Origin of the sequence: Halorubrum aethiopicum (assembly GCF_001542905.1) — an archaeon.
Classification (GTDB): domain Archaea; phylum Halobacteriota; class Halobacteria; order Halobacteriales; family Haloferacaceae; genus Halorubrum; species Halorubrum aethiopicum.
Map to the genome: position 1 here is coordinate 1,924,912 of NZ_LOAJ01000001.1, position 13,130 is coordinate 1,938,041.

The 13,130-nt window shown below is 70.4% G+C and carries 12 protein-coding genes; 5 read left to right on the forward strand and 7 right to left on the reverse strand.

Annotated elements, in window-relative coordinates; genetic code table 11:
• Position 1: 1 nt before the first annotated feature.
• The 5 genes from nosD to AXA68_RS09090 all read right to left on the reverse strand — a co-directional run bounded on the left by nosD (position 2) and on the right by AXA68_RS09090 (position 5,793).
• Entirely contained in the window at positions 2-1,588 is a 1,587-nt protein-coding gene (gene nosD, locus AXA68_RS09070; RefSeq protein ID WP_066415612.1) for a nitrous oxide reductase family maturation protein NosD, read from the reverse strand.
• A gap of 4 nt (positions 1,589-1,592) precedes the next feature.
• On the reverse strand, positions 1,593-2,315 hold the full coding sequence (locus AXA68_RS09075; protein WP_066415614.1) for a hypothetical protein: 723 nt from the start codon (positions 2,313-2,315) through the stop codon (positions 1,593-1,595).
• An 80-nt stretch (positions 2,316-2,395) separates the two neighbouring features.
• Positions 2,396-4,495, reverse strand: a complete 2,100-nt coding sequence (gene nosZ / locus AXA68_RS09080; RefSeq protein WP_066415616.1) for a TAT-dependent nitrous-oxide reductase — start codon at positions 4,493-4,495, stop codon at positions 2,396-2,398.
• Complete coding sequence (locus AXA68_RS09085; RefSeq protein ID WP_066415618.1) at positions 4,470-4,886, reverse strand: BlaI/MecI/CopY family transcriptional regulator; 417 nt, start codon at positions 4,884-4,886, stop codon at positions 4,470-4,472. Before AXA68_RS09085 ends, nosZ begins: the two co-directional genes overlap by 26 nt.
• Before the next feature lie 91 nt (positions 4,887-4,977).
• On the reverse strand, positions 4,978-5,793 hold the full coding sequence (locus tag AXA68_RS09090) for a helix-turn-helix domain-containing protein (RefSeq protein ID WP_066415621.1): 816 nt from the start codon (positions 5,791-5,793) through the stop codon (positions 4,978-4,980).
• A gap of 146 nt (positions 5,794-5,939) precedes the next feature.
• On the opposite strand from AXA68_RS09090, the gene AXA68_RS09095 reads away from it, so the two are divergent.
• Positions 5,940-6,740 (forward strand): aldo/keto reductase, encoded by an 801-nt coding sequence (locus tag AXA68_RS09095; RefSeq protein WP_066415627.1) that lies wholly within the window; start codon positions 5,940-5,942, stop codon positions 6,738-6,740.
• Between the two features lie 34 nt (positions 6,741-6,774).
• Here AXA68_RS09095 and AXA68_RS09100 read toward each other — a convergent pair whose 3' ends face one another.
• Complete coding sequence (locus AXA68_RS09100; protein WP_066415629.1) at positions 6,775-7,878, reverse strand: phosphotransferase family protein; 1,104 nt, start codon at positions 7,876-7,878, stop codon at positions 6,775-6,777.
• A 125-nt stretch (positions 7,879-8,003) separates the two neighbouring features.
• Between AXA68_RS09100 and AXA68_RS09105 the strand changes: the two genes are divergently transcribed.
• The 3 genes from AXA68_RS09105 to dph2 all read left to right on the forward strand — a co-directional run bounded on the left by AXA68_RS09105 (position 8,004) and on the right by dph2 (position 11,574).
• The gene (locus tag AXA68_RS09105) at positions 8,004-10,181 is read left to right on the forward strand and encodes a hypothetical protein (protein ID WP_066415633.1); all 2,178 of its coding nucleotides are present in this window, start codon (positions 8,004-8,006) and stop codon (positions 10,179-10,181) included.
• An 89-nt stretch (positions 10,182-10,270) separates the two neighbouring features.
• Positions 10,271-10,420 (forward strand): DUF7557 family protein, encoded by a 150-nt coding sequence (locus AXA68_RS17100; protein ID WP_198530045.1) that lies wholly within the window; start codon positions 10,271-10,273, stop codon positions 10,418-10,420.
• A 113-nt stretch (positions 10,421-10,533) separates the two neighbouring features.
• Positions 10,534-11,574 (forward strand): diphthamide biosynthesis enzyme Dph2, encoded by a 1,041-nt coding sequence (gene dph2 / locus AXA68_RS09110; protein WP_066415635.1) that lies wholly within the window; start codon positions 10,534-10,536, stop codon positions 11,572-11,574.
• A gap of 132 nt (positions 11,575-11,706) precedes the next feature.
• On the opposite strand, the gene AXA68_RS09115 is transcribed toward dph2, so the two are convergent.
• The gene (locus AXA68_RS09115; protein ID WP_066415638.1) at positions 11,707-12,096 is read right to left on the reverse strand and encodes a CopG family ribbon-helix-helix protein; all 390 of its coding nucleotides are present in this window, start codon (positions 12,094-12,096) and stop codon (positions 11,707-11,709) included.
• Positions 12,097-12,197: 101 nt separating this feature from the next.
• On the opposite strand from AXA68_RS09115, the gene AXA68_RS09120 reads away from it, so the two are divergent.
• The gene (locus AXA68_RS09120; RefSeq protein ID WP_066415641.1) at positions 12,198-13,106 is read left to right on the forward strand and encodes a hypothetical protein; all 909 of its coding nucleotides are present in this window, start codon (positions 12,198-12,200) and stop codon (positions 13,104-13,106) included.
• The last annotated feature ends 24 nt before the right edge of the window (positions 13,107-13,130 follow it).

Genomic DNA, 13,130 nt, shown 5'->3' on the forward strand with positions numbered 1-13,130 from the left:
GTCAGTGGTGTTGGTCTCCGGGGTCGTCGTCGTACTCCACGGCCGGGTCGACTGCCGCGGCGTACGGGCGATACGGCTCCAGGTCGTGAGAGGGGCTCGCGAGCGGGCGGTGGTCGACCACGCCCGCGGTCTCGACCACCGGGAACCGGCTCTCGACGAGCCGGATCGCGTCGAAGGCGGGGCCGTTCGCGAAGACCGCGGCGCTCGGGTGCTCCTGGACGAGCCGCTCGGCCGCACCCGCCGGCCGGTGTCTGGCCTCGCCGACCCCGTCGCCGTCGCTGTCGGCCACGCGGGCGTCCGACCAGTAGTTTCCGCGATCGCTCCCGTTCCACGCAAGCAGCTCGCGGGTCGTCGTCAACACCTGCTCCCCATTTCCGACGAAGTCGTTGCCGACGACGACGGTTCCCTGGGTGTCGGCGCTGTGATGGACGCCGACCCCGTTCGCGTAGACGAGGTTCCCCCGGACCTCGTTGCGCTGGGCGTTGTAGAGGAAGAGCCCCTGGTCGTTGGCGACGAGGTCGTTGCCGCGGACGACGCTGTCCTCGATCTCCTTGAGCAGGATCCCGTGGCCGCTCCGCCCGCGGTTCGCGACCGCGGTGTTGTTGGTGGCCTCGACCCCCTCGCTCACCATCAGCGCGTAGCCCACGTCGTTGCCGACGGCGACGTTGTCCGCGAGGCGGTTGTCGTCCGAGTACATGTAGTGGACGCCGTACCGCAGGTCCCACAGCGCGTTCCCCGTCGTCTCGACGTCCGAGGCCCACGAGAAGTAGATCCCGTCGCGGACCCCGGTGATCTCGTTGTTCCGGATCTCGGAGCCCGTCGTCTCCCAGAGGTTGATCCCGTTGCCGCGGTCGACGAACCGCGGGTCCTCGGTGCCCTCGATCCGGGAGTCGCGGACGACGATCCGGTCCGCGCCGTTCACCCAGACGCCGAAGGCGACGTCGGAGAGGTACAGGTCCGCGAGGACCGCCCCGTCCGCCCTCTCGGCGAGGAAGACGCCCGCGTCCTCGGACTCGAGGTCCTCGCCGGAGTCGTGGATCCGGATCCCCTCGACCGTGACGTTCGCCGCGCGGACCGCGAGGACGGTGTCCTCGCCGCCGCCGTCGATCAGCGCGGCCTCGGCCCCCGTGCCGCGGATCGTCGCGTTCGGCTCGTCGAGGACGACGGTCTCGGCCGGCTCGAAGACGCCGGACACCTCGACGGTGTCGCCCGGCCCCGCGGCGTCGACGGCGGCGGCGAGGTCGTCGTACGTCTCGCTCTCGCCCGCGGCGGAATCCGTCGACGCGTCGGTGGAACCGGGAACCACCCTGGCGACGCCCGGTTCGGTCGGCCGGTCCGGCTCGTCCGCGTCGGCGTCGACGAGCGCGTCCGTGACGTTCGCCGCGTCGGCCGCGTCGTTCCCGATCGCCTCGCCTTCGATCGCCTCGCCTCCGACGGCCTCGCCCCCGCCCCCGAGCCCGGCGCTCGCTCCCGCGCCCGTCCCGACGGCGGCGGCGGTGCCGCCGAGCACGACCGCGAGGACGAGGAGGGTCGCGAGCGCCACCGCGCGCGTCGAAACGACCCCGCCGAGCGACCGGAGGCGGCTCATCGGGTCACACCCCCGTCCCCGCGTCGCCGCGGTCGTCGTCCTCCGGAGAGTTCCTCGAGACGCGTCGGCGGAGCGCGGCGGCCGCCTCGCCGATCGTGACCGTCGAGTCGCGCAACAGGTACGCGACCACGAGCAGCAGGAAGCCCAGCCCGGTGAGGTAGCCGCCGGGGCCGAACCACGCCACGCCGCTGATGTTGGCGATCTGGTAGCCGCCCAGAAGCGGCGGGGTGAACTCCGCGACGCCGACGATCGGCGCGTCCTCGCCGAGCGCGTGGCCGGCCTGGTGGAGCCGGTACTGGACGATCGCGAACGTGCCGACGAACGCGACCGTGGCCCCGATCAGCTGGCCGAGGAGTCCGAGCCGGAGCTTCCGATCCGTCGGCGCGAGCGCGACGAACACCCCCGCGGCCGCCACCGCGAGGAACACCACCGGCCCCAGGATCCACTCCGGGGCGGCGATCGCGTCCGGGTGGACCGCGTAGTTCGGGTCGACGAACACCGGGTCGGGATAGTAGAACCCGACGTAGTGGTTGAGCGCCTGTACCTCGGCGTAGTCGCCGCCGAGCCGGGGGTACGCGTACAGCGTGACGAGCAACCCGTCGGGGTACTGGGGCGCTTCGAAGGCGATCCGCCAGACGGGCACCGTGAGCGCGACGACGAACATCGCCGCCGCCGTCACGGGCAGGGCCCGTCTGAGCTCTCTCAGTCGGTCGAGTGGGGCGGTCATGGCGTGTGGGTGGTGTCGGGGTAGCGGTTGGAGCGGGCGACGGCCGCGTCCGGCGCCCCGGCGGTTCGTCGTTCGATGCCTCAGCCGTCCCGCGGCTCCACGAGGATGCGCGAGCGCATCTCGAGGTGGAGCGCGCTACAGAAGTACGCGCAGTACGCCCAGAACACGCCGGGGTCGTCGGCGGTGAACGTCACTTCCCGGGTGTCCTGGGGCGCGAGCGCGAGGTTGATGTCGTACTCCGGGATCGCGATCGAGTGGATCACGTCGCTCGTGGTCTCGATGTTGGAGATCTTCAGATGGACCTCGTCGCCCTCCCGGATCGTCACCTCGGGGAACGCGTACTCGTTGCGGCGCGCCCACATCTCGATCTCGACGGTGCTCTCGTCGACCCGCTCGAAGGACTCCTCGCCCTCGGGGACGAACTCGAGGTCGTAGTCGTCGGGGTCCCACGTCTTCGCCGGCTCGATCTTGTCCTTGTGGACGACGCTCGCGTCGTGCGGCTCGGGGTACGACGGCTTGTCCTTCACCAGCTCCATTCCGGCCTGGTCGTCGCCGATGTAGAACAGCTGGTCGTTCTCGGGGTGGATCGGACCCACCGGGAGGAACCGGTCCTTCGAGAGCTTGTTCAACGAGATCAGGTAGTCGCCCTGCGGCGACGCCGTGTACGACTCGCTCGCGATGAGGTGGCCGGGGTTGTAGTGGACGTCGTGTTTCTCGACTATCGGCTCCTCGGAGCCGGCCTCGGCCTCCACCGCAGCCTCGTAGTCCCACTTGACGACCTGCGAGTCGATGAAAAGCGTCGTGTACGCGTGGCCGCGGTCGTCGTAGGCGGTGTGGAGCGGCCCCATCCCGACCCGCGGCTGGCCGACGATCGCGTCGGCGGGGTCGTCGACCTCGGCGATCTCCTCGATCCCGATGACCGTACAGGTCGGGTCGAGCTTGCCGGAGGCGATCGCGTAGTTCCCGTCCGGCGTCACGCTGACCCCGTGCGGACTCTTCGGCGTCGGGACGTATCGGACGACCGGCCGGTCGCCCCCGTTGAGCGGGCTCTCCATCGTGCCGTCGACGACCGGTACGCCGCTTATCTCCTCGTACTCGCCGGCCTCGACGGCGTCCCAGATCGCGGGGATGTCGAACGCCTTCACGTAGTCGCGGTCCGACCGGGTCATCTCGCCCTGGGTGACGCCCTCCTCGCTGTTGTAGCCGGTCGCGAAGAACCAGCGGCCCTCCTTGCCGCCGTCGCCGTTGTCCATGTTGCCGTCGACCTCGACCTGCCACTCGATGTCCATCGTCTCGGGGTCGAAGGCCGTGAGCACGGAGCCGTACTCGTCGGGGCTGTCCACGTCGCGACCGTCGTTGGGCATCGGCACGCGGAACTCCCCGACGCCGAAGACGAGCTGGGTGTCGGGAAGCTGCATACACGCGCCGTGGACGCCCTGACAGTTCGGGACGTTCGTGATCGCGTCCGTCTCGAAGTACTCGAGGTCGACGCGGGCCATCCGGCCGTTCGCCTTGTCGTTGACGAACAGCCAGCGGCCGTCGTAGTCGTTGTCGGTCTGAGAGACCCGCGGGTGGTGGGTGTCGCCCCACGTGTAGCCGCCGCCCTCCTCCAGGATCTCGCTCGATCTCGCGTCGTGGCCGAACCCCCGCGCGCTCTCGGTGTTGAACACCGGGATCCGCATGAGCTCGCGCATCGACGGGAGCCCGACGACCCGGATCTCGCCGGTGTGGCCCCCGCTGAGGAAGCCGTAGTACTCGTCGTGTTCGCCCGGGGCGACCGAGTGCTCGCCGCTCGAAGCGGCGGATCCGCCGTCGCCGTTCCCCTCGTCAGAGAGGACGCTCGTACAGCCCGCCAGGCCGGTCATCGCGCCCACCGCGGCCCCGGCCTTCATGAAGTCGCGCCGGCCGATCTCCAGCCGCGGGAGCCCGAGGTTCGGCCGCCGAGCGGCCGTGGCGTCGGTCCCCTCCGCGGTCGCGGCGATGTCGCGCTCGTGGTCGGTCAGCAGGTGTTCGATGGTCCGGCCGTCGACGATCTCGGGACCGTCGTCGGTCGTCTCGTCTCCGGTCGTCCCGCCGTTCACCGTCCCGTCGTCGGTCGCGGAGGCGGTCCCCGCCGCGTCGGCGCGCTGTTCGTCGCTCCGTTCCCCCCGGTCGTCAGTTGAGTTCGGATGGGTAGTCATCGTGTCGTGGTCGGACGTCGGCGAGAGCGGCGTCTCCGCCGTCGTCGCCGTCGCGTTCCGTTCGGACCGCGCGGGCGAGTCGCTCCGCCGCCGGTTCGCCGAGGACGGCTCGCAGTTCCTCGGCGAACGCCGGGACGAGCCGGTCTCGGGCCGCCTCGACGTCGAAGCGGTACCGGTGGCGCGTCGTCCCGCGGTGCGTCTCGGCGTCGCGCTCGACGAGCCCCTTCTCGACCAGCCGGTCGACCGTCCGCTTGACGGTCGTGTACGCGACCTCGTCGCCGCGGCTCCGCACCGCGTCGAGCAGGTCGCGTGCCGTGAGGGGGGCGTCGGCGCGCCGCAGGACGGCGAGGATCTCGCGTTCCCGCGGTCCGAGCTGTGTCCACTGGGTCATGGGTTCCCGGAGCCGAACGAGTTCGTTCGACCCCGCTACCGATCACTACGGTCGAACCCGCCGCATGCCTGCCGCCGAACAGTTCGGCGGTTTAAGTATCCCGGCCCTCGGTAAAGACCTGCGAGAAGAGCGACGCCGTCACGAGCCGGAGGTGTTCGGAGACGGTCGACTTCGCGATCCCGAGCTCGTCGGCGAGGTCGGCCGCGGACGCGCCGCCGGGCTCGAAGTACCCGCGCTCGGCGGCGGCGGCCGCCACCTCCGCCTGTCGGTCGGTCACGCCGGTGAGGTCGATGGGGACGACGTCGCGGCGCTCGTCGTCGGGACTCCGGTCGACGAGGAGGCGACGCAGCTCGACGCCGAGCCCGGCGTCCTCGAAGCCGTCGACGACGGTCTCGAGCTCCTCGTGGCCGCTCAACACGAACGAGACGAGCAGCTCGCCGTCGTCCATCCGCGTCTCGCGCGGCGACACGGGGAAGTCCGCGAACGCCGCCGTGAGCCCGCCACACGAGCAGTCGCCGCAGACCCCGTCGGCGACGCCGTCCGCGTCGACCTCGTCGTCCGCGTCCGGACCGATCTCGCCGTCGCCGGGCGCGGTCGTCCCGTCGGCGGACGCGGTCGCCCCGCCGGCGGACCCGCCGACCGCGATCCCCCCGTCGGTCGCGGGACGCGCGTGTTCGACGCCGCCGTCGGAGTGAGCGATCTCGTATCGGCCGTGCGCGCGACCGCCGAACTCGACGAGCTCCAAGTCGGACGGCGGGTCGGCGGGGGGATCGGACGCGACGAACTCGACCGTGTCGTCGACGGGGTCGACGCGCACGTCCTCCACCTCCGTCGCCGCCGAGAGCGTCGCCACGGGACAGGCGTCGCAGGCCGACACCGCGAGTTGAACGTGGATCCCGTCGGTCATGGTGGTCGAGGGTACGGTATCCCGACTCAAATAACGCCGAGGGGGTTCCTACCGCGTGAAAACACGGCCGAACCGCCGTCTCGCGGATGTGACACGCTCGTTTCCGGCTGCCGTGGGCTTTTCACCCGGCGGGGAAACGTGTGGGTATGCCGCCGATCGACCTCGGACTCGGGCTCGGCACGTCCGGACTCGACGACCCCGCGGAGTGTACGGAGAGCGTGGTGACCGCCCTCGAGGCCGGCTACCGCCACGTCGACACCGCACAGATGTACGACAACGAGGCCGCGGTCGGCGAGGGGATCGCGGCCGCCGACGTCGACCGCGAGGAGGTCGTCGTCGCCACCAAGGTCCACCCGACGAACCTCGCGCCCGAGGATGCCCGCGAGACGGCCTACGAGAGCCTCGACCGGCTGGGGCTCGACCGCGTCGACCTGCTGTACGTCCACTGGCCCACGAAGGCGTACGACCCCGAGACGACGCTTCCGGTCTTCGACGAACTCCGGGAGGAGGGGGTCACCGACCACGTCGCCGTCTCCAACTTCACGCCCGACCTGCTCCGGGAGGCTCGCGAGATCCTCGAGTCGCCGATCGCGGCCCACCAGGTCGAGTGTCACCCGCGCTTCCAGCAGCCCGAACTCCGGAAACTGGCCGCCGAGTTCGACCACCACCTGGTGGGCTACTCGCCGCTCGCGAGGGGCGACCTGCTCGACGACCCGACGCTCGCGGCGATCGCGGAGCGACGCGGGACCTCGACGGCGGTCGTCGCGCTCGCGTGGGCGCTCGCCCGCGACGTGGTCCCCATCCCCAAATCGACGGGCGACCACGTAACGGAGAACCTCGCGGCGCTGGAGGTCGACCTCTCCGCGGACGACCTCGCGGAGATCGACGGACTGACCGGCGGCGAGCGGCGGATCGACCCCGACGACGCGGCCTGGAACCGGGCGTAGCGCCGGAGGCCGATCGTGAAGGGTTCGCGAGGAGTCAGACCGCCGCGAGCCGCGCGTCCATCTCCGCGTCGATCCGCTCGACGAGGTCGTTCATCGGCTCGTCGAGGTACGTCACCCACTGGTCGAGAAAGCCCGACCGCCCGAGGACCCGAACCACCCGATAGATCGCTCGTCGCTCCGCGAACCCCTCGGGAAGGCCGCCGGCGCGGTCGCGGTACCCCTCGTACACCGCCCCGCCGAACCGCTCCGGCCCCTCGTAGTCGAAGCCGTTACACAGTTGGTCGCGGGCGCGGACCAGGTCGCGGGCGGGGTCGCCGACGTGGGAGAGCTCCCAGTCGAGCAGTCCCACGCCGGGGGCGTCTCCCCCCTTCTCTTTCCCGTTCCCGTCCCCGTCCGCTCCCCCGTTTCCCTCCGCCGCGAGGAACGCGTTCGGCGGCGCGACGTCGCCGTGGAGCAGCGCCGCGGGCGCGCGATCGAGGCGTTCCCGGTTCGACTCGACGCAGTCGATGACGGCGTCGAAGTGGCGGGCGAGCCGGTCGGTCGTGCCGATCTCGCGGGTGCGCTCGATCGTCGAGCGCAGCGTGTCGGTCCACGAGGCGGCCGCGACCTCGAGGCCGGGAGCGTCGGGGTCGCCGGCGCGGTCGCTCGCGGGCGAGTCACCGTCGCGGCCGTCCGCGACCCCGCGTCTCTCCTCCCCGATCCCCAGGACACCGCCGCGGCCGACGATCTCCCCGTGACGCTCGAAACGGACCGCGTGGAGCGTCGCGAGCGCCCCGCCGACGCGCCGCAACAGCGCCTCCCGCCGATCGTCGTCCGCCCCCTCGAGGACTGCGGGGAGGTCGCGTCCCGGCGCGGGCGCGGTCGCGAGGTAGGGAGGGCTCGCGTCGGGGTCGGCGGCGGCGACCGCCGGAACCGGGATCTCACGTCGCGCGGAGACGTACTCCAGGACCGCCCGCTCACGGGCGATCCGGCTCCCGTCGCAGTCGAGCGCGACCTTGAGGTACGCGCGGCCGCCGTCGGCGAAGTCGACGCCGACGGTCTCGTTGCCGCCGTTCCAGGAGGGACCGACGTCGACGAGCCCCTCGACCGGGCGGCCCGGGAAGGCGTCGGCGAGCGCCGTCTCGAGGGACGGGTCCATGCCCCCGCTGGCCGTCGGGCGGGAAAAAGCGTTCCGCCCGGGTCCCGACGCGAAGCCGACCGGCGCGTTCCCGCCTCCCCGGATCGACCGACAACGTCATACGCGTTGCGGGTGTCTCGCGTTCGATGACTGGATCGGACGACGGTCGTCGCGTGACCTTCGAGACGGCGGGCGAGACGCTGTACGTCCGCGACGCGCTCGAGGGCGAACGGCTCGCACTCCGGTTCGACCGGGAGCCGGATCCGCGACCCGCGCTCGTCGACCTGTTCGCGCTCCCCGTCGACCGGGCGGTGAGCTTCGAGGCCGAGTCGGTGTCGATCCCGAAGTACGCGACGGTGAGCGTCCGCGAGTCGGGCGGGGAGTTCGTCGCCGAGCTCACGGACGACCTCACGCTCCCGCGCGGCTCCTACTGTCTCGACGTCGTCGGGGTGACGAAGGCGTTCGTCCGCGCGGTCGACGTCGAGGTCTCCGCGACCGGGATGGCCGACGGCGGGGCCGTCGAGGTCGCGTTCGACCGGCCGACGACCGTGACCGTCGGCGGACGGTCGCTCCACACCCGCCCGGAGGCGACGATGACGGTGCCCGACGACCCGGAGGCGCTCATGCGCGCGGTGTCGACGCTCGGCTCGTCGATCGCCGAGGCGTCGCCGGAACGCTCCTGGCCGACGCTCCGCGGGTACCCGCCGCGGATCGCGCGCGGAGACGAACTCGAGATACCCGCGTCCCTCGCGACGCCGGACAGCGGGGTCGAGATCGCGGTTCCGGCGACGTACGCGGACGTCTATCGGGTCGCGCCGCTGGCGTACTACCTCGGCGCGACCGTCGTCGCCGGCGCGGATCCGGAGCTCCGGCTGGAGAGGGGATTCGTCGAGCCGCTGCCGAACGAGGGGGCCGCGCTCGAGCGCCGAACGGCGGACCTCCTCGGGACGACGCTGTTTCTGGACTCGTTGGCCCGGACCGAGGGGTACGTCCCCTCCGACCGATACGAGTACGACCGTATCGGCGGGGAGCTCCCCTTCTACCCGCCGAACCTGGCCGACCGCTCGATGAGCGACCGGCTGATGGAGTACCTCGAGGTCGACCGCGAGACCGTCGAGCCGTACCTCCCCGACCGGGCGACGACCGCGGTTCTCCGGCCCGGTCCCGCGGGGATGGAGCTCCTCGGCCACCTCGCGCACCTGCTCGCGCCGATCCGGGTTCGCGGGTCGTCGACGGCGGACGGTTGCGCCCGCGTGGACTTCCAGGACCGCGTGGACTCCCACGACCGCGCTCGCTCTCGCGAGGGGGGCGAGTCGCCCGGGTCGGGCGCGCCGATCGCGGCTGCGATCGCGTCCGACCTCCCGCTCTCGAGCGGGACGCCGAGCCCGGACAACGCGCCGTTCCCCTCGGGCGCGGCCGCCCTGAGCGTCGCCGCCTACGAGAACGCGCTCGCCCGGTCCCGGCCGACGAAGGGCGACCTCCGCGCCGCGTTCCTCGCGGACTCGGACGACCGGGTTCGGGCGTTCGAGCGCGCCATGACGGAGCCGGAGCCGCCCGACGGGATCGACGCGTGGGAGGTCCTCGACCGTCCGACCCGCGAGGCGGCCCGCGATCTGCTCGCCGACCCCGACGTCGGGCTGTGTCTGTGTTCGCTCCCGACCGACGGGAGCCGGATCGCCTGCTCCGACGGCGTCCTGGATCTCGCCGACCTCGATCGCGTCCCGACGACGACGGCGTTCGAGCGCGCCCGGCGCGTCGCGCCCGCGGCGTCGGCCGTGGCGGCCGGATCGCACGGAGCGATCGCCGTCGACGGCGTGCTCGGTCCCGAGCGGGTCCGGACCCTCGTCGGCCTGCTCGCGACCGCGACGCCGCTCGCGTCGAGCGTCGCGCTCGCGCGGGTTCGCGAGGTCGCGGACGTCCGCCTCGCCGGCGATCCCTCGACCGTCGCGGTCACGCCGGAGCAGGGGGGAACGCCGGGGCTGGTTCGGGTGCGCTCGCTCTCGGAGACGGCCCATGCCGTCGCGTGGCGGTCGCTGCCGTCGGTCGAGGCGCGACCCGGGTCGGAGTACCACCCGTTCTTCGAGTGGGCCGACACGCTCCCGGAGCTCGTCGGGGCGGAACGCGAGGGATCCCGCCCGATATCGACCGCGGAGGTGCTCGATCTCGTCCCCGAGCCCGACAGCGTCGTCGACCTCAACGGCGCGATCGTCTTCGAGCGCGACGGTATCACCGCGGACGACGTGCGGCGGTCGGCCCGTCGGGCGCTCGCGGAGGGGTCGTCCGGAGAGGGGATCTCCGTCCGGTTCGGCGAGGAGCTTCGGTGAACGCGGAGGGGGAGACGTTCGACGGTCGTGCCCCCGGCGCCCGCGAATCCGACCGTGCGTTTTTGAGTCCCGGCGACGAAGCGCCGACCATGCCGCAGATACACCTCGACGACTCGACCGTCGAACGGCTCGACGCGCTCCGGCGGGACGACGAGGAGTACGACGAGATCGTGACCGAGCTCATCAACATCTACGAGGCCGAGGAGCTGACGCTGTTCCACGGCGGCGACGTGGAGTAGCGGGCCGTCGTCGACCGTCGTCGACACGTCGGTCGTCCTCGCGCCTCGACCGTCCTCGACGCCTCGACCGTCGAACGCGCGGTTTAACCGTCCAGACCCACGATCCGATCGACATGAGCGGGTCCACGGAGGGCGACCTCACCAAGACGGGGATGTCGCTGAAACACGACCGAGAGTGGGATTACGAGCTCGACCGGATCGTCGAGGCCATCGAGGAGCGGGACGCGAGCAAGGTCGGCCTCCAGTTCCCGGAGGGACTCAAGCGCCGCGGCCCGCAGGTCGCCGACGACCTCCGGGAGGTCGCCCCCGACGACGTGACGTTCATGCTGTCGGGCCAGCCGTGTTACGGGGCCTGTGACCTCGACACCTACCTGATGCGCCGGACGGACGTGTTCGTCCACTTCGGCCACACGCCGATGAAGGAGTCCGACAGCATCGTCTACGTCCCCCTCTTTTCGAACGTCGACCCGTTCCCGATCATGGAGGAGTCGCTCGCGGAGCTTCCGGACCCCGAGGAGGACCCCGACGTGGGGCTCGTGACGACCGCCCAGCACATGAACCGCTTCGAGGAGATGACCGACTGGCTCGAGGAGCGCGGCTACGAGGTCCACACCCGCCGGGGCGACGACCGGCTCACGAAGGAGGGGCAGGTCCTGGGCTGTAACTACGCCTCCGCGGACATCCCCGCCGACCAGGTGTTGTACGTCGGCGGCGGGAAGTTCCACCCGGTCGGGCTCGCGATGGAACATCCCGAGAAGACCGTCGTCATCGCCGACCCCGTCAACAACGCGGTGTCGATCGCCGAACACGACCAGTTCCTCAAACAGCGCTACGCCTCGGTCCACAAGGCGATGGACGCCGAGAAGTGGGGCGTCATCTTCTGTACGAAGATCGGCCAGGGGCGCTGGGAGACGGCACAGGAGATCGTCGAGAACAACGACGACGCCTACCTCATCACGATGGACGAGGTGACGCCGGACCGCCTCCGCAACTTCGACATGGACGCGTTCGTCAACACCGGCTGTCCCCGGATCACCACCGACGACGGCCCGCGCTTCCACAAGCCCATGTTGACCCCGGGCGAGTACGAGGCCGCGATCGGCGAGCGCCCCCTCGATCAGATCGAGTTCGACACGTTCCACGACACCTGGTAACCGACTGCGGCCGGGAAATGAGGCGGCGCCGGGGGAGTGGGTCCGTGACGCGCGCCCCCGGACGAACCGGCGGTGTTCACCGGACCGTCCCTGTGAAGTACTGGGGATCTCGACGGAGCCGTCCCGGCGAGTTCACTTGGCTTCGAGGAAGGTGACGTTGGCACGACCGACGGCGTCGAAGTCCCTGAGGCGGTAGGCAAGGTCGCGGATGCGAGCGGCCGGCCCGCGACAGAACAGTCCCTCGAGACACCACTCACCCTGATGGGAGTGGCTCGTCGTCTCGATGACGTCCTGAAACTCGTGTTGGACGTCGTGGAGTTCGCCGATGACGAGGGTGTGTTCGTAGTCGAAGACGATCATGGCGACGACCTCGCCCTCGATCGTTTCGAGTGCCTGGTGGCGTTCGACGTATTCCTGCATCGCCTCCCGAACCGCCCGGGATCGGGATTCCATGCCCTCGGCCTCCCACGTCTCGTCGAATTCGTCGAGTAACTCCCGTGGGATGTTGAGACTGGTCCGCATATCCGGTATCGGACGAGGAACCTCTTAGTGGTCGTTATTACGGTTCCCGCGAATCGTTCTTAACAACGCATACGTTACCCGGTCGCCTTCCGTTCGCTACGGTGCTCCATAACGAAGCGGCGTCTCTCTTGGTCGGTGCGGTCGCCCTCGGTGCCGTTCACGGGATCGAACCCGGACACGGTTGGCCAGTAGCTGCGGCGTACGCACTCGACCAGACCAACAAGTGGCTCTACGGCTTCGCGTCCAGTTTGATCATCGGTGTCGGTCACCTCATCAGTAGCCTGGCGATGGTGGCGGTGTTCTTCTACGCGAAATCGTACTTCAGTCTCACTCAGGTCAACGAACCGATCACGGTGATACGACGTTTCGACGTCGCCGGCATCGAGACGCTGTCCGTTGGCGGCCCCGTCAGTCTCGTCGCTGGAACCCTCCTCGTTCTCCTGGGCATACGGGAGTACTTCGGCCACTCGCACGGTGACGAAGGCTCACACGAGGAAACCACACACAGCCACGGTGAACACGGTCACGATCACGGGCATACTCACGACCACGAGCATGCTCACGACCAACACGGTCACGACCACGACCACGCTCACGACCAACACGGTCACGACCACGACCACGAAACTGCCTCCGCGTCGAGTTCGGGGCCGTTCGCTCGGCTGAAGGGTCTCATCACGGGCGGCGGACACTCACACGGCCACGGTGAACTCGACCGGACGGCGGAGCGTGGACTCTTCGGCATCGCGTGGTTCGCGTTCGTTCTCGGCTTCGCTCACGAAGAGGAGTTCGAGATCATCGCGATGTGTGCGGGCTCTCGGTACTGTCTGGAACTGATGAGTGCGTACGCGGTCACGGTCGTTCTCGGGATCGTCGGACTGACCATGCTGCTGGTGGCCGGGTACGCCAACTACGAGGAGAGGGTGAAACGGTACACGCCGTATCTCCCGGTCTTCTCCGCTACCGTTCTGATCCTCATGGGTCTCGGCTTCATTTCCGGGCTCTATTGACGGGAGTCCGGCGTCCGGATCGTC

What these genes read in the sequence shown, in the direction of transcription:
- nosD (WP_066415612.1), bottom strand. Translation starts at nt 1,588, where the DNA reads ATGAGCCGCCTCCGGTCGCTCGGCGGGGTCGTTTCGACGCGCGCGGTG.
- AXA68_RS09075 (WP_066415614.1), bottom strand. Translation starts at nt 2,315, where the DNA reads ATGACCGCCCCACTCGACCGACTGAGAGAGCTCAGACGGGCCCTGCCC.
- nosZ (WP_066415616.1), bottom strand. Translation starts at nt 4,495, where the DNA reads ATGACTACCCATCCGAACTCAACTGACGACCGGGGGGAACGGAGCGAC.
- AXA68_RS09085 (WP_066415618.1), bottom strand. Translation starts at nt 4,886, where the DNA reads ATGACCCAGTGGACACAGCTCGGACCGCGGGAACGCGAGATCCTCGCC.
- AXA68_RS09090 (WP_066415621.1), bottom strand. Translation starts at nt 5,793, where the DNA reads ATGACCGACGGGATCCACGTTCAACTCGCGGTGTCGGCCTGCGACGCC.
- AXA68_RS09095 (WP_066415627.1), top strand. Translation starts at nt 5,940, where the DNA reads ATGCCGCCGATCGACCTCGGACTCGGGCTCGGCACGTCCGGACTCGAC.
- AXA68_RS09100 (WP_066415629.1), bottom strand. Translation starts at nt 7,878, where the DNA reads ATGGACCCGTCCCTCGAGACGGCGCTCGCCGACGCCTTCCCGGGCCGC.
- AXA68_RS09105 (WP_066415633.1), top strand. Translation starts at nt 8,004, where the DNA reads ATGACTGGATCGGACGACGGTCGTCGCGTGACCTTCGAGACGGCGGGC.
- AXA68_RS17100 (WP_198530045.1), top strand. Translation starts at nt 10,271, where the DNA reads ATGCCGCAGATACACCTCGACGACTCGACCGTCGAACGGCTCGACGCG.
- dph2 (WP_066415635.1), top strand. Translation starts at nt 10,534, where the DNA reads ATGAGCGGGTCCACGGAGGGCGACCTCACCAAGACGGGGATGTCGCTG.
- AXA68_RS09115 (WP_066415638.1), bottom strand. Translation starts at nt 12,096, where the DNA reads ATGCGGACCAGTCTCAACATCCCACGGGAGTTACTCGACGAATTCGAC.